Consider the following 14,373-nt stretch of genomic DNA (forward strand, 5'->3'; position numbering starts at 1 on the left):
GAGTGCTTTTAATCGAATTTTTGCCGAGGGTGCGCCTTGGCGCACCCGCAGAGCAAAACTTCGATGGCTAGAATTCGTGTTCGACGTCCTCTCCGTCGGCTTTCTGAATAATGATCTTCCCGTCCCGGACTCGGACGAAGACCTCGTCGCCGATATCCATCCCCGCGACTGCGAGTTCGTCCTCGTGGAGATTGAGGTGGACGTTGTGGTAGTTTCCGTCGTCGTCTTTCGCACCGCTTGGACTCAACTTCTTTTTCCGTACCATCGCGGGATTCTATGACGAACTTCGCCGTAGGATATACTTAAGTGTTTTCTACGAGATACCAGACGGCCGTCCGTGGCAAACGATCATCAGAACCACGCGTGAAACCGTTGGTCTGGGATAGTGCGACTAAATGCCGTAGTCCATGTACTTAAAGATACCGACGCTGTCGGTCGTTTTTCGGGGATATCTTTATGTCAGACCGTGCGCTGGATTGACATGGAGGAAAACCATGGTACGTGAAGACGGTAAGCGAAACTTTGCGCTACGTGAATCGAGCGGTGACGAGTCGAGCGTCTTTTCGGGGAACACTCCCCGACAGGCCGCACTCAAGGCAGCCAGGCGACTCGATCCGGGTTCCAGCGAGGACGACGCGGACCGAGTCGAATTGGAACTTCGCGAGAAGGGGACTGACAAGGTCCACATCTACGACGGCTGGGCGTGGGAGGAGACGGCTCCCGACGACAAGCCGGACTGGATGCCAAGCGAGATCACCGAGGCAAACGTCTCGAAAAAGGGGATCGAACATCTCGAAGAGTGAGAACGGAGGAGCATTTCGCGGTTGACGAGTTCGAAGGGCGAACCGTTCGGTCGAACGTGTGGACGTAGCTCCGGCGTGTTCTGAGACGATTCTCCCGACCGGCGAGCGGAGTGCCAACGCTGCGTTCATCCTCGAAGAGCGGACTGTGCACGCCTCGAGATCCGAACATCCACCCTCGAGAAGTGGCGGCTCGGGTCGATAGGCACCGAGTGGAACGGACCGTCGGTCTCCGCGGTCGCGTCCGTGGACGGAACGAGCCGTCTCGACGAGTCCGATCCGGACGAACCCGAGGGCCTTTTGATCCTCTCTGTACTATGAGACGACAATGGCCGTCATAACGCTCGGACCCGAGGGGACGTATTCACACAGAGCGGCGCGTGCGATCGGTGACGAGATCGAATTCAGCCAATCGGTTACGTCGATCGTCGACGCCGTCGCAACCGGCGAACACGACCGAGGCGTCATCGCGATCGAGAACAGCATCGAAGGAAGCGTCACGGAGAGTCTGGACGCGCTCGCGGAGTACGACGTCGCCGTCGTCCGCGAAATCGTCACCCCGGTCAGACACGCGTTGCTCGCACAGGGTCCGACGTTCGAGACGGTCGCCAGCCACTCGCAGGCGCTCGCCCAGTGTCGAACCTACCTCGAGCGCGAGTACCCCGACGCCGCGCTCGAGGCCGTCGCCAGTACGGCCCAGGGCGTCGACTTCGCTCGCACGGACGCCTCCGTCGCGGGCATCGGCCATCCGGCGAACGCAGACGACGGCGACGAACTCGAGGTACTGGCCGAGGACATCCAGGATCAGGACTCGAATTCGACCCGGTTTTTCGCGATCGCCCCGACGGAGGATCGATCGACCGGCGGCGGAAAGACGTCCCTCGTGGTCTACCCGAACGCGAACTACCCCGGATTGCTGCTCGAGTTACTCGAGCCCTTCGCGGACCAGGATATCAACCTGACTCGGGTCGAGTCGCGTCCGAGCGGACGACGACTGGGCGATTACGTCTTCCACGTCGACTTCGAGGCGGGGCTGTACGAATCGCGGACGAACGAGGCCATCGAGGAACTCGAAGAGCTCGCGGAAAACGGCTGGGTTCGGCGGCTGGGTTCGTACGACACGGAACACGTCGTCGATTGAGACGGTCCGCTGTAACTGTTTACCGGCGCACCCGGAACCCGGTCTCCGGATACGCCGGTACTGACTTACAGCAGACCGTACGAGAGACCGCTTCAGCCGATTTCTGTGTGTCCATCCCGTTCGCGGTTGCACCGGACGCAGGTACAACGGCCCGTACATCCACACTGGAGGACGGAGGTATCACGGCCAGTCACCGCACGTCAGATTCTGAGGCCGGTCTCGGCGGAGACGACCGCTCCGAACCTTTTCCCACGTGGCCCCGGTAGCCGGTGTATGGTACTCGAACCAGGCGAGAACGCGCCGACGGTGACCGCACTCGATCAGGACGGCGAGGACGTCGAACTCGCGTTCGACGCGCCGACAGTGCTGTATTTCTATCCGCGGGACGCCACGCCGGGCTGTGCGACCGAAGCGCGTCAGTTCGATCGCGAACTCGAGGAGTATCGCGACGCCGGCGTCTCCGTTTACGGAGCCTCGACCGACGACGTCGACTCCCACCGGGAGTTCCGTGACGACGAGGGGCTCGACTTCGACCTGCTTGCCGATCCCGACGGCGAGCTCGCGGACGCGTTCGACGTCGACCGAACTCGAGGTGCGACCGAACGGACGACGTTCGTCCTCGCTGACGGCGAAGTCCAGAGCGTCTACGAAGGGGTCGATCCGGACGGCCACGCACGCGAAGTGCTCGAGGACGCACTCGAGGACGGGCTGGTCACGCTGTCCGAGTTGGATTGAGATCTGCCGTGGCCGAACGGGAAGAAACGATCCGTTCTGTCCTCGATCGACGGGCAGAATTTATCTCCTTCGAGGACGTAGTTCCGCTCATGCGAGGAAACCCACTCGACGAACTCGAGGAGATGCTGAACCGGGTCAGCCGACAGGTCGAAGAGGGGATGACCGGTGGCGGACTGCAGGTTCCCGGCTCCGTCCCCGTCGACGTCGCGGACAGGGACGAAGAGTACGTCGTGACGGCCGATCTCCCCGGCTACGAGACCGACGACATGTCGCTGACGCTCTCGGACGGAACGCTCCACCTGGAAGCGACGCGAGCGGACGAGGAGGAGTACGACGGGGGACGCTACCTCCGTCGCGAGCGGACCCGGACGGCGGCGAGCCGACGGATCCGTCTCCCGGAGCCCGTCGAAGAGGGGTCGATCTCGGCCGGCTACGAACAGGGGGTGCTGACCGTCCGCCTGCCGAAAGCCGGCGGCGGTGACGAGTCGAAAGAAATCGACATCGAGTAGGGGCGTCGGCCAGCCCACGTTTCGTTTTCGTCTCCGTCCGATCGAGCGTCTCGGTGTCTCCGGTCGCGGACGCCTACGTCCGAGAAGACCGGCGCGTTACCGGACGGCGACCATCGCTGCCGCCCTCGATCGGCGGCACAATGAGGACCGACAATCGACGGATGGAAAGCTATAGGGCGGCGTCGCGTCCACACACACACAAATGAGCGACGCCGGTTACGACCACGCGCGAGTCGAACGACGCTGGCAGGAGGCGTGGAACGACGCCGAGGTTTATCGAACCGACGACGACGTCGAGGACCCGACGTACGTCCTGGGGATGTATCCGTATCCCTCGGGCAAACTCCACATGGGTCACGTCCGCAACTATACGATCACGGACGCATACGCCCGATATCGTCGGATGCGCGGCGACGACGTTCTTCACCCGATGGGGTGGGACGCGTTCGGTCTGCCGGCGGAAAACGCGGCCAAAGACCGCGATACGAATCCGCGCGACTGGACGATCGACTGCATCGAGACGATGCGCGAGCAGATGCACGCGATGGGCTTTGGCTACGATTGGGACCGCGAGATCACCACCTGTACGCCGGAGTACTACCAGTGGAATCAGTGGCTCTTCTCCCGGTTCCACGACGAGGACCTCGTCGAGCGTCGCGATGCCGACGTCAACTGGTGTCCCGAGTGCGAAACCGTCCTCGCGGACGAACAGGTCGAGGGTGAGGCCGAACTCTGCTGGCGCTGTGACACGCCCGTCGAACAGCGCGAACTCGAGCAGTGGTTCCTGAAGATCACCGAGTACGCCGACGAGTTGCTGGACGCGATCGACGACCTCGAGGGGTGGCCCAACTCGGTGCGACAGATGCAGCGCAACTGGATCGGTCGACAGGAGGGGACCGAACTGGAGTTCTCGGTGGACGGACACGGCACCGTCGAGGCCTTTACGACCCGTGTCGACACCATCCACGGCGCGACGTTCTTCGCGCTCGCGCCGGACCACCCGATCAGCGAGGAACTGGCCGAGGAGGACGACGTCGTTCGCAAGTTCATCGACCACGAGGCCGATCCGGACGGCGACGAGCCAAACGGCGTCGAGACCGGCCTGAGCGCGGCCAATCCCGTCACCGGCGACGAGATCCCGATCTACGTGGCCGACTTCGTCCTCTCGGACGTCGGAACCGGCGCGTTGATGGCTGTCCCCGGCCACGACGAGCGCGACCACGCGTTCGCGACGAAGATGGGCGAGGAGATCGTTCCCGTGATCGCTCCCGAACCCGACGACTGGGACGGCGAGACGGTCCCCGGCGTACCGGACGTCAGCGAGGAGGCGTTCACCGACGACGGCGTGCTCGTCAACTCCGGCGAGTACACCGGTCTCGACAGCGAGGCGGCACGAGCGCGGCTGACCGAGGACGTCGAAAGCGCCGCGTGGGCCACCCAGTATCAGCTTCGCGACTGGGGCATCTCCCGCCAGCGCTACTGGGGCACGCCGATTCCGGTCGTCCGCTGTCACGACGGCTGTGGATCGGTCATCGTCCCCGACGAGGAGCTGCCCGTCGAGCTACCGGAGTTCATCAACACGACCGGCAACCCGTTGGACGCCGCCGAGGAGTGGAAGGAGACGACCTGCCCGGAGTGTGGCGGCGACGCCACCCGCGAGACGGACACGATGGACACCTTCGTCGACTCCTCGTGGTACTTCCTGCGGTACGTCTCGCCGGACCTCGAGGACGCGCCGTTCGACGTCGGGCGAGCGAACGACTGGATGCCCGTCGATCAGTACGTCGGCGGTATCGAACACGCCGTCATGCACCTGCTGTACTCGCGGTTTTTCACGAAGGTGCTCGCCGACCACGAAGGGCTCGAGCACCGCGAGCCGTTTACCAACCTGCTCGCACAGGGAATGGTCCAGCTCGAGGGCGAGAAGATGTCCAAATCGAAGGGGAACGTCGTCTCACCGCAGCGAATCGTCGAGGAGTACGGCGCGGACACCGCTCGGCTGTTCATGATGCAAGCGGCCCAGCCCGAGCGCGACTTCGACTGGAGCGAAGAGGGCGTCCGATCCACGAACGCCTTCCTCGGCCGGCTACACGAACTGGTCGAAACTCTGTTCGAAGCCGATCTCGAGGAGACCGACGATGCGATCGCGAGGTACGTCGAAAGCGAGATCGACGCGACGATCGCGATCGCCGGCGAGGAGTACGACGAACTGCGGTTCAACCGCGCCCTCCGGGAAACCCAGGATCTGGTGCGAACGCTCAGACAGTACGCCGACTACGCGGAGCCAAACGCCGAAACCTTCGAGCGCGGGCTGTCTGCGGTCGTCCGCTTGCTCGCACCGGTCGCACCGCATCTGGCCGAAGAGCTGTACGACGAACTCGGAGACGATGGGTTCGTCGTCGACGCAACGTGGCCGACCGCCGACGTCGATCGGGAGTTCGTCGACAAGCGCCGCACGCTGGTCGAGAACACCCGCGAAGACGTCCGCCAGATCGTCGACGTGGCCGGCATCGATGACCCGCAGGCGATCGACGTGGTCGTCGCTCCCGACTGGAAGTACGACGCCCTGGGGATCGCGATCGCGAGCGAAGCCGACAACCTGATCGGTGAACTCATGCAGGAATCGCATATCCGCGAGCAGGGCGACGTCGCGGCCAGCTACGGACAGGAGCTCCAGGCCGAACGCGAGGCGCTCTCGATGACGCTGGGACCCGACGAGGAGTTCGCGGCGCTCGAATCCGCAGCGTGGCTCGTAGAGCGCGAGTTCGGCGCGCCGGTGACAGTCGTCAGCGCCGACGAGGTCGACGAGAGCGTGCTGAAAAACGCCGAACCCGGACGGCCGGCGATCGAGATCGAGGACTGATCCGGGACCGGGTTTTCGACGCCGTCGGCCATCCAGTAATCCCCAGTGGCCGTCCTCGAGGACGTCAGCGCACCACGACGACCCAGCTGACGATCAGCGCAACGACGGCGATCGGGTGGGCAACGAGGGCTCCGGCCGCTCGTCTCGAGAGATCCACTCCCCGTTCCCGACGCGTGGCGAGGAGTCGACCGGCGAGGTACGAGAGGGTCCCGAGCGGTGTTGCGACGACGAGGACGGCGACGGGACCGAGTGCGAGCAGGATCGGCTCGAAGCCGCCTCTGACTATGTCCCCCGCGACGAGATAGCCCCAGAGACCGGCGAACGGGGCGCTCGCGGCCGCCCAGCTTGCGACCAGACCGTCGTTCAGGTACGCGACCGCGGCGGCACCGACGAGGCCGGCCGGAATCGCGAGCTGCACCGCGAGCCACGCCAAAACCGTCAGTCGGTGGCCCGCCCCGACTGCGACGAGGTCGAGCGCCAGAAACGTCGCGAACGCGAACGCCACGATCCAGACGGCGTACCGGCGTGACGAACCGACGTGGCGGCCAAACAGACGACGAGGCACACCCGTCCGAGCAGCGCCGACGGCACCGTCGCGCTCGAACGCTCCGAGACGATCGGCCACGAAGACGATGAGCGTACCACAGAGAGCCGCCAGAACTGCGGCCACAAGCCAGGGTTCCGGCGCGGTCGGTGCGGTCGTCGCGGTCCCGGCGTCGTCACCGAGCATCCCGACCCGTGCGGGACCGCGAACGATGGCGGCGACGGTCATCGCGAGGAGTCCGACGAACGTGATCGGAGCGAACAGTCGATCGACGGCGTCGGCGAGCCGATCGACGACTCCGGGTTCACCCGCAGCCACGACGACCGCCCGTTTCGACGGCTCGTAGACCGTTACTTCGCGACCGTTCTGACCGTAGCGCGTCTCGACGGCCTCGAGCAGGTCTGCCGACTCGAGCTTGTCGACGTGATAGGAGACGTTTTGAATGCTCGTCTCGAGGTCATCGGCAAGCTCCGATCGAGTGCGCCCCTGCTCGTAACACGCCGCCAGGATGGCGCGAGAGGTCTTGGATCCGAGAGCGTCGAACAGCTTGTCGGCGTCTTCGTCCTCGAGCCCGGCGACGGTCGGCTCGTCGGCGTCGTCGCGAAACCGTCGCACGAGCCGGCCAGCGAGGCGGTCCATACACGGACCGTCGTACTCGAGAACAAAAGGGTATCGGGGACGTCAAATGAGCGTTTGAGCCGTGCCAGCGGTGTCAGTGGAATCGGAGGCGGCTTGGAGCAGCTGTGGCGTTCACCTTTCTGGACCGATGTCCGCGTCCGATCCGCCGTCCACCGAGTCCTGCTCCAGTCCGCCGACGATGGGGAGTACGCCACGGACAGCGACGTAGGGGAGTCTTCACACCGAAGAGCGGAGGGGTCGACGGCCTCGCTGTCAGGATCATCGTCGACGGGGTGAACATCTCAGCGGAACTATTTTCTGAGTGGAATCCTCTACTGAAAGGTATGAGCACGTCGGTCAAAGTGACGGATACCACGAAATCCCGCCTCGAGGAGCTCCAGGCCGAGATTCGTCTCGAGACGGGTCGGAACGTAACGCAACAGGATCTGCTCGAGCGGATCGTGACCAGCAGCTACGAGTCGAAAGACGAGGTGATCGATTCGTTTCGCGACGAGTTCGAGCCGCTGTCGGACGAAGAGATCGACCGGTGGCTGTCCGGAAGTTCCGATTGGGAAGTCGAAACGAGTGAAGAAGAGATCGACGACGTTCTGTACGGCCCATGAGCGTCCTCATCGATACGGGTGTGTTCGTCGCCGCACAGAACGAGCGTGACGAACATCACGACGTGGCGGTGCGAGCATTAACGGCCGGATTCAACGGGGAGTTCGGTGCGTTGTACACGACGGACTACGTGTACGATGAAGCCGTTACGCTCGCGCGTATAAGAACCGGTAGTCATCGCGAAGCGCGTCTCATCGGAGATCGCATCGCGGGTCGCCACTCGTACCCGTCCGGAATCGAACTCCTGTTCGTTCACGACGATCGATTCGAGAAGACGGTACGAACGTTCGAACGGTACGACGACCACGAGCTGAGTTTTACCGACGCGAGTCTCATCGCGGTCGTCAAAAGTGAGGGGCTGGACGCCGTTCTCAGCTTCGACGACGACTTCGACGGGGTCGTCGACCGAATCGATCCGACGACGTCATCGGGTCGATAACTCGAGGCGGCCAGGCGATCGCTGTGTCGGTTTGGGGGATAATCGGAGACGAGTCACAGGTACGCAAGAAACGGCGGACAATGCCGTCTCATACGGTCTACTGTAAGTCGTTACCGGAGCGACCGCGAGCCGTCCTGCGGTCGCTCCGGTAAAAAGTCACAGCAAACCGTCTCAGTCCGCGGCCATCTCGAGGTTCGCCTTCGACTGTGCGCCGATCGCCTCGACGATCAGTTCGGCGATATCGACGACCTCGAGGTCGTCTTCGAAGCCGCCGGTCTTGCGGCCGTCCTCGTACATCGTCATGCACATCGGGCAGGCGACGACGAACTTTTCGACGCTCGAGCCGGCGTCGGTATCCTCGAGGGCCTCGCGGAGCCGTTCCTCGCTCGGTTTCGGCTCTTCTTCGAAGTCCATCCAGAGTCCGCCGCCGCCGCCGCCACAACAGAACGAGTCCGCGCGGTTTCGCGGCATCTCGCGGAGATCACAGCCGGTGGCCTCGATCAGGTCACGCGGGGCCTCGTACTCGTCGTTGTATCGCCCGAGGTGACATGGGTCGTGGTAGGTGACGGTGTACTCGAGTTCGTCGCCCGAAAGCTCGAGTTTGCCCTCCCGTACCAGCTCTTCGACGGCCTGGGTCCAGTGGAGGACGTCGACCTCGCCGTCCTCGTTCCACTGGTCGGTGTACTCGAAGGGCATCATCGGGTCGTCAGCGAACTCCGCGAAGTCGACCTCGGGGTACTCGTTTTCGAACGTGTTGTAGGAGTGGGGATCGGTACAGACGATCGTGTCGAACTCGCAGCTCTCCCAGGTCTCGACGTGGTGGCCCGCGAGTTCGACGTAGAGGAACTCCTCGCCGACGCGGCGAACGTCGTTGCCGTCGTACTTCTCGTCGTCGAAGAGAATGCCGAAGCTGACGTCGGCTTCCTGGAGGATGGTGGCCAGCGACCGTGCGACCCGCTTGTTTCGTTCGTCGTAGCTCGGATAGTCACCGACGTACCAGAGGTAGTCGACCTGCTCTTCGCGGGCGTCCGTGAGGTCGAACTCGAGGTCGTCGGCCCAGTCGGCACGGTTGCGGGGACTGTTGCCGAAGGTGTTGCCGTGTTGCATGACGTTCTGAAAGACGTCCTGCATGGGCGCGGAGACGTCGCCCTGATCGGTCATCTGGCGATTGAGCCGGGTGAACGACTGCAGATGCTCTATCTCGACCGGACAGGCGTCCATGCAGGCCATGCAGGCCATACAGGACTCCATCGTCTCGGTGTCGATCACGCCGCCGCCGTCGGCAACGATCGGCTTCTCTTCGCCGCCGGCCTCGAGATCCTCGCGGTAGGATTTCAGATCGAGGATGACGTCGCGCGGGTCGAGCGGGCGATCGGACGCCTTGGCGGGACAGATCGACGAACAGCGACCGCACTTGGTACAGGCGTCCTGGTCGAGCAGTTCCTTCCAGGTGAAATCGTCGATGGATTCGGCGTTGGTCGCGTCCAGGTCGGCGGGAACGTTCGGCAGCCGCTTGCCGGCCTTCTCATCGCGTGTGATAATGTTCGCGAACGACGAAAGCATGTGGAAGGGCTTGGCGTAGGGAATCCACGCGATGAAGAAGAACGCGAGCAGCGAGTGCGACCACCACGACAGCCAGTGGAGCGTCTCGGCGTTGAACCCGAGGACGGAAACTGCGGTATAGTTCGGATCGGTCGCCGTTCCCGCGACCGTCGGCAGTCCGATCGCCTGGAACACCATCGCGAGGCCGTAGCCGACGAAGCTGACGGCTTCGTGGTCGGGCATCCCGGTCGCGTAGATGCGAAACCCCTCCAGGAGGAAGCCGCCGACGCCCAAGCCGAACAGCGTCCAGATAAAAATGGCATCCTCGTTCGAGGTGTGTCGTCCCCAGAGACGCTCGTTGCGGACCCAGTAACGCCGGTAGATCGCCATCCCGATGCCGACGACGAACAACAGTCCCATCGCGTCGACGATGAACTGGTAGGCGAGATAGAACTCGCCCTCCCAGAACGTCAGGTTCAACAGCAGTTCGGTCCCGTACTGTTCGACGGCGATGATCGCGGTCGCGATCAACAGCGTGAGAAACCCCCAGAGGATGAACGCGTGCATCAACCCGCCGTAGAGATCCCTGTCGAACTGTTTCTCGTTCGAGAGGACGATCGCAGCCCCACGGCTGATCCGGGTCGAAAGATCGTCGAGACGCTGAAACGGGTCGTCGGAACCGGCGGCGTACCGGGCGAACCGACGGTAGACGCCGTAGAGGAAGACGAAAATCGTAATCGCCGCGAGGAGATAGAACACCGCGTATTCGGTGGCACTGATCCCCCAGTACGTCTCCCTCGTCACCTCCGCCTGGGCTATCGCGTTCATGTACAGTCACGGGCAGGGGTGAAACTTAATTCTTGTCACGCCACCTGGAGACCACACCGCTCACGTCATGCGAAAATTATAATCTGCCAGTGAGTTCATAACAGTTGTTCGTGAGCGTCCACCGTCGACAGTCTCTGGCAACAGGCTTAAATAGCCACCCGTCGGGAGTGTCCACCCATGAACGAGAAAACCGAGGAATTGCGGGATATCTTCACTGACGTTACCGACGGCGAAGCGACCGTCACCGAATCGCAGGAGAACACCCGCGGTTCCCTCGAGAAGGACGAGCGGACGGAGGAAGACCGATTGGAAACGGTCGTCAGCCAGATGCGCGACCGATACGAGTTCGAGACGACGCTCTCGGACGAGGAGCTGATCCACGTCGCGAGGGGGTTTTACGACGGCGATAGGGACGACGTCATTGCCGACCGGGTGGGGGGTGGGCCGACGGAGGTGTTCGAAGCCCGGCTGTCGCTTCACCTCGTCGACGAGGACGACGCCGACGAAGTCGACCTCGCCGCGATCCGCGAGCGCGACGAAGACACAGCGACGCTGGCCGAGGAGTACGACGTCAGCAACGAACAGATCGAGCGATACCGTCGCGTCGCGTCGGCCAAAGACGAGTCTCGAGCGGCGAACGACCGGTATCGCGACGAGTTCGACAGCATCCTTGCCGACGCGGAACTCTCCGAGCGGATGACGACGGACGTTCGCGAGGACGGACTCGAGGACGCCACCGAAGGCATGGAGACGAACGTCGACCTGTGAACTCCGACGGGCGCGCCGAGTCCGTCCAAGTCGGGCGGAGACGAACGTTTTTGTAAGAAAACGCGCCCAAGCGGGCCGTGGCCAGAACCCGAGTCAGCTTTAGCGACCTCCGAACTGCCGCGTACTGTCCTCGAAAGTGCTATTATCGTCGTACCGAGGACGACGAGCGCGAACCGCCGCCGGAGATCGAGGCGATCCGTGCGCTCTCGACTCGATACGAGGAGCTACTCGAGGAGCCGATAGCCGCGCTGGCGGACGAGCCGATCGCCGTCTCACCGGATCGGTACCGCGAGACGCTGATAGCGACCAGACGACGACTCGAGGACGACGGCTGTTGGACGCGACTCTGTGCTCCCGAGGGGCGAAACGCGCTCGTGACCGGACGCGACTGTCGGGGCGTGGTCCACAAGGTGCTCGTCGATCCGCTCGAGCCGGTTCTGGTCTCGGCGGGCGAACCACCGGAGCGTGGCGTCTGGGAATCTCAGTCCGTCCACGCCGTCGCAGCCGCGAAGGCGCTCGGCTGGGAGCGACGGACGGCGATCGACCGGGTCTGGCTCGAGTACCCGGCCTACGGAGTAGTCCGGTCGGTCAGCCTCACGACGCGACGGAAAGCCCGGTACCGACGCGCGCTTCGGACCGTTCGGTCCCTGGACGGACCGCCATCACGGATCGCGAACCGATCGAAGTGTACCAGTTGCGAGTACGCCGCACGGTGTGGCGTCCGGACCCGGACGCTCCGGTCGATACTCGGGTTCGGCCGAGGCGAGTGACCCGACGTCGCAGCCCTTAACAGTCGTCGCCGCCACGTTTCAGTAATGACCGACCGAGAGGGCGACCGCGATCACCGCTTCTCCGAGGGAGAGGGGTTCGACGACGCCTACGACGAGTTCGATCTGGATCCGCCGGAACTGGCCGTCGACCCGTCGAAGGTCGATCCCGTCGACTCCCGGGTCGTCACCGATACGCTCGACGACCAGCAGATCGCGAGCGACGACGTCGACGCCGCGGAACTGCTCGACGTCGGGCTGAACTACATGGGAATCAACCGCTACGAACAGGCCACCGACGCGTTCGGACGAGCCGCCCAGTTCGCGGAGGACGACCTCCTCGCACAGGAGTCGTGGGTCAACAAGGGCGTCGCTCACGCCGAACTCGAGGAGTGGGACGAGGCGATCGGCGCACACCGAGAGGCGCTGTCGATCGACGATCGGAGCGAACACGCCGCGACAGCCGAGACGAACCTCGCGTACGCGCTCTGGGAGTTCGGTGAAACTGCCACGGCGCTCGAGCACGCCGAGCGAGCCGTGGAGATCGACGAGCGCTTCGCGGAGGGGTGGTTCAATCGGGCGTTCTTCCTCTCCGAGCGGGGGCTCTCCGAGGAGGCGCTCAACTGCGTCGACAACGCGATCCGACTCGGCATGCGCAACGCGCGGGTGCTCGAGGAAAAGGCCCAGATTCTCGAGGACCTTGGCGAGTACGACGAGGCGGAGGAAATCGCAGAGGAGGCAAACGAGATGCGCGAGCGAGTCGAACAGCAGATGATGGAAGATCGCATGGAAGGACGCGGACAGATGCCGGACGGGAGCGACCCCTCGCGAGCAGACGATCGCGAACGACGGTTCGAGTGACGATGATCGTACACGAGCGGGAGACGCCGGAGGGGCTGCTGGTCGCGATCTGTGACGACGACGTGCTGGGAGAGACGTTCGAGGAAGACGACCTCTCGCTGACCGTCACCGAGGAGTTCTACGGCGGCGACGAAACCGACGAGCGTGGCGTGATCGACAGTCTTTCGAGAGCGACCGTCGCCAACATCGTCGGAACGCAAGCGGTCGAACTGGCCATCGAGGAGGGGTTCATCGACGAGGCGAACGTTCTCGAGGTCGACGGAACCCATCACGCACAGCTGTTGCGGATGTACTGACTTCGGCAGGCAGAGCTGACCGATTCGGGAAAACGTTTTTATTCCATAATGGTGTCCCATCAATTATGAGCCGCGAACAGCGGTCGGTTCTCGACAGGGTTCGCCAACCCGAGTACACTGGTGCGAACCGGTGCGTTCCGTGTACTGCGGTCAATCTCGGTATCGCGGTCGTTCTCGCCGGTGGGATCGCCATCGTCGCACCGCTCGCCGCAACGCTCGTTCTCGTCAGTTCGGTCGCCGTCATCTACGTCCGGGGTTATCTGGTACCGGGAACGCCGACGCTGACCGAGCGATACGTCCCCGACCGGCTGCTCGCCGCGTTCGACAAGCACCCGGAGCCGCGCAGTGGAACGCTCGAGACGAACGGCGACGGGCTCGAGACGGAAGCGGGTGGCTCCGTCGACGAGATGAGTCCTGACCCGAGCGACGGCGGAGCGTCCGCCGCGATCGATCCCGAATCGACGTTTCTCGCGCACGACGTTCTGATTCCCTGCAGCGACCTCGCGGACTCGGACGGAGCGCACCCGGACGACGACCTCTGTCTCACCGAGGACGTCGAGCGTGCGTGGCGACGCGAGATCGACGCCCATCGCGGCGGCGACCGCGAGGATCAGGTGGCCGCGTTCCTCGAGACCGATCCGGAACGGGTTCGAATCGTTCAGCCGCGAGATAGCGGCGTCAGAGCCCTCGTCGACGACAGGTCGGTCGCACGATGGGAATCCGACGCGGCACTCCTGGCCGACCTCGCGGGAGCGACAGTACTCGCGACTCGAGTAGCCGACTGGGAGCGGCTGTCGGTCGAAAACCGCAGTCGACTCGCGAACGGTCTCCGGACGTTCGTCGGGCAGTGTTCGGCGTGCGACGGCGAAGTTTCGCTCGACGAAGAAACCGTCGAGTCCTGCTGTCGATCCCATCAGGTGTACGCGATCACCTGCGAGGACTGTAACGTTCGCATTCTCGAAGTTCCGCTGTAGCTCCGAAGCTCCACGAGGTCCGGATACCGACCCAGAACCGCTCTCGAAAATCCGCCTCAGATCGGAC

At 63.6% G+C, this 14,373-nt stretch carries 15 protein-coding genes; 12 read left to right on the forward strand and 3 right to left on the reverse strand.

The genetic code is table 11. The features are described 5' to 3' along the window. Positions 1-67 precede the first annotated feature (67 nt). Entirely contained in the window at positions 68-265 is a 198-nt protein-coding gene (locus tag EA462_RS02770) for a hypothetical protein (protein WP_124177033.1), read from the reverse strand. 229 nt (positions 266-494) lie between these two features. On the opposite strand from EA462_RS02770, the gene EA462_RS02775 reads away from it, so the two are divergent. The 5 genes from EA462_RS02775 to leuS all read left to right on the forward strand — a co-directional run bounded on the left by EA462_RS02775 (position 495) and on the right by leuS (position 6,048). Then, entirely contained in the window at positions 495-803 is a 309-nt protein-coding gene (locus tag EA462_RS02775; RefSeq protein ID WP_124177034.1) for a non-histone chromosomal MC1 family protein, read from the forward strand. A gap of 325 nt (positions 804-1,128) precedes the next feature. Continuing rightward, the gene (gene pheA, locus EA462_RS02780; protein ID WP_124177035.1) at positions 1,129-1,941 is read left to right on the forward strand and encodes a prephenate dehydratase; all 813 of its coding nucleotides are present in this window, start codon (positions 1,129-1,131) and stop codon (positions 1,939-1,941) included. Between the two features lie 273 nt (positions 1,942-2,214). Then, positions 2,215-2,676, forward strand: coding sequence for a peroxiredoxin (locus EA462_RS02785; RefSeq protein ID WP_124177036.1), 462 nt, complete (start codon positions 2,215-2,217; stop codon positions 2,674-2,676). 89 nt (positions 2,677-2,765) lie between these two features. Continuing rightward, on the forward strand, positions 2,766-3,185 hold the full coding sequence (locus EA462_RS02790; RefSeq protein ID WP_124177037.1) for an Hsp20/alpha crystallin family protein: 420 nt from the start codon (positions 2,766-2,768) through the stop codon (positions 3,183-3,185). A 202-nt stretch (positions 3,186-3,387) separates the two neighbouring features. Next, positions 3,388-6,048 (forward strand): leucine--tRNA ligase, encoded by a 2,661-nt coding sequence (leuS, locus tag EA462_RS02795; RefSeq protein ID WP_124177038.1) that lies wholly within the window; start codon positions 3,388-3,390, stop codon positions 6,046-6,048. 64 nt (positions 6,049-6,112) lie between these two features. Here leuS and EA462_RS02800 read toward each other — a convergent pair whose 3' ends face one another. After that, positions 6,113-7,231, reverse strand: coding sequence for an ArsR/SmtB family transcription factor (locus EA462_RS02800; protein ID WP_124177039.1), 1,119 nt, complete (start codon positions 7,229-7,231; stop codon positions 6,113-6,115). Positions 7,232-7,554: 323 nt separating this feature from the next. Between EA462_RS02800 and EA462_RS02805 the strand changes: the two genes are divergently transcribed. Together EA462_RS02805 and EA462_RS02810 are read left to right on the forward strand one after the other, a co-directional pair. Further along, complete coding sequence (locus tag EA462_RS02805; protein ID WP_124177040.1) at positions 7,555-7,833, forward strand: hypothetical protein; 279 nt, start codon at positions 7,555-7,557, stop codon at positions 7,831-7,833. Continuing rightward, positions 7,830-8,270, forward strand: coding sequence for a type II toxin-antitoxin system VapC family toxin (locus EA462_RS02810; protein ID WP_124177041.1), 441 nt, complete (start codon positions 7,830-7,832; stop codon positions 8,268-8,270). The genes EA462_RS02805 and EA462_RS02810 overlap by 4 nt, the downstream gene beginning before the upstream one ends. 171 nt (positions 8,271-8,441) lie before the next feature. On the opposite strand, the gene EA462_RS02815 is transcribed toward EA462_RS02810, so the two are convergent. Next, complete coding sequence (locus EA462_RS02815; RefSeq protein WP_124177042.1) at positions 8,442-10,640, reverse strand: heterodisulfide reductase-related iron-sulfur binding cluster; 2,199 nt, start codon at positions 10,638-10,640, stop codon at positions 8,442-8,444. A 177-nt stretch (positions 10,641-10,817) separates the two neighbouring features. On the opposite strand from EA462_RS02815, the gene EA462_RS02820 reads away from it, so the two are divergent. The 5 genes from EA462_RS02820 (at position 10,818) to EA462_RS02840 (ending at position 14,306) form a co-directional block, all read left to right on the forward strand. Continuing rightward, positions 10,818-11,408, forward strand: coding sequence for a conditioned medium-induced protein 4 (locus tag EA462_RS02820; protein WP_124177043.1), 591 nt, complete (start codon positions 10,818-10,820; stop codon positions 11,406-11,408). A gap of 77 nt (positions 11,409-11,485) precedes the next feature. Next, complete coding sequence (locus tag EA462_RS02825; protein ID WP_124177044.1) at positions 11,486-12,178, forward strand: CRISPR-associated protein Cas4; 693 nt, start codon at positions 11,486-11,488, stop codon at positions 12,176-12,178. Positions 12,179-12,223: 45 nt separating this feature from the next. Further along, positions 12,224-13,036 carry a tetratricopeptide repeat protein gene (locus EA462_RS02830; RefSeq protein ID WP_124177045.1) on the forward strand — a complete coding sequence of 271 codons (813 nt, stop codon included), beginning with the start codon at positions 12,224-12,226 and terminating at the stop codon, positions 13,034-13,036. A gap of 2 nt (positions 13,037-13,038) precedes the next feature. Further along, positions 13,039-13,332, forward strand: coding sequence for a DUF424 domain-containing protein (locus tag EA462_RS02835; RefSeq protein ID WP_124177046.1), 294 nt, complete (start codon positions 13,039-13,041; stop codon positions 13,330-13,332). A 65-nt stretch (positions 13,333-13,397) separates the two neighbouring features. Further along, positions 13,398-14,306, forward strand: a complete 909-nt coding sequence (locus EA462_RS02840) for a hypothetical protein (RefSeq protein ID WP_124177047.1) — start codon at positions 13,398-13,400, stop codon at positions 14,304-14,306. The last annotated feature ends 67 nt before the right edge of the window (positions 14,307-14,373 follow it).

The sequence above is a fragment of the Natrarchaeobius halalkaliphilus genome (genome assembly GCF_003841485.1).
GTDB classification, from domain to species: domain Archaea; phylum Halobacteriota; class Halobacteria; order Halobacteriales; family Natrialbaceae; genus Natrarchaeobius; species Natrarchaeobius halalkaliphilus.

Excerpts from the sequence above, each read along its gene's own strand:
- EA462_RS02770 (WP_124177033.1), bottom strand. The coding sequence starts at position 265 with ATGGTACGGAAAAAGAAGTTGAGTCCAAGCGGTGCGAAAGACGACGAC.
- EA462_RS02775 (WP_124177034.1), top strand. The coding sequence starts at position 495 with ATGGTACGTGAAGACGGTAAGCGAAACTTTGCGCTACGTGAATCGAGC.
- pheA (WP_124177035.1), top strand. The coding sequence starts at position 1,129 with ATGGCCGTCATAACGCTCGGACCCGAGGGGACGTATTCACACAGAGCG.
- EA462_RS02785 (WP_124177036.1), top strand. The coding sequence starts at position 2,215 with ATGGTACTCGAACCAGGCGAGAACGCGCCGACGGTGACCGCACTCGAT.
- EA462_RS02790 (WP_124177037.1), top strand. The coding sequence starts at position 2,766 with ATGCGAGGAAACCCACTCGACGAACTCGAGGAGATGCTGAACCGGGTC.
- leuS (WP_124177038.1), top strand. The coding sequence starts at position 3,388 with ATGAGCGACGCCGGTTACGACCACGCGCGAGTCGAACGACGCTGGCAG.
- EA462_RS02800 (WP_124177039.1), bottom strand. The coding sequence starts at position 7,231 with ATGGACCGCCTCGCTGGCCGGCTCGTGCGACGGTTTCGCGACGACGCC.
- EA462_RS02805 (WP_124177040.1), top strand. The coding sequence starts at position 7,555 with ATGAGCACGTCGGTCAAAGTGACGGATACCACGAAATCCCGCCTCGAG.
- EA462_RS02810 (WP_124177041.1), top strand. The coding sequence starts at position 7,830 with ATGAGCGTCCTCATCGATACGGGTGTGTTCGTCGCCGCACAGAACGAG.
- EA462_RS02815 (WP_124177042.1), bottom strand. The coding sequence starts at position 10,640 with ATGAACGCGATAGCCCAGGCGGAGGTGACGAGGGAGACGTACTGGGGG.
- EA462_RS02820 (WP_124177043.1), top strand. The coding sequence starts at position 10,818 with ATGAACGAGAAAACCGAGGAATTGCGGGATATCTTCACTGACGTTACC.
- EA462_RS02830 (WP_124177045.1), top strand. The coding sequence starts at position 12,224 with ATGACCGACCGAGAGGGCGACCGCGATCACCGCTTCTCCGAGGGAGAG.
- EA462_RS02835 (WP_124177046.1), top strand. The coding sequence starts at position 13,039 with ATGATCGTACACGAGCGGGAGACGCCGGAGGGGCTGCTGGTCGCGATC.
- EA462_RS02840 (WP_124177047.1), top strand. The coding sequence starts at position 13,398 with ATGAGCCGCGAACAGCGGTCGGTTCTCGACAGGGTTCGCCAACCCGAG.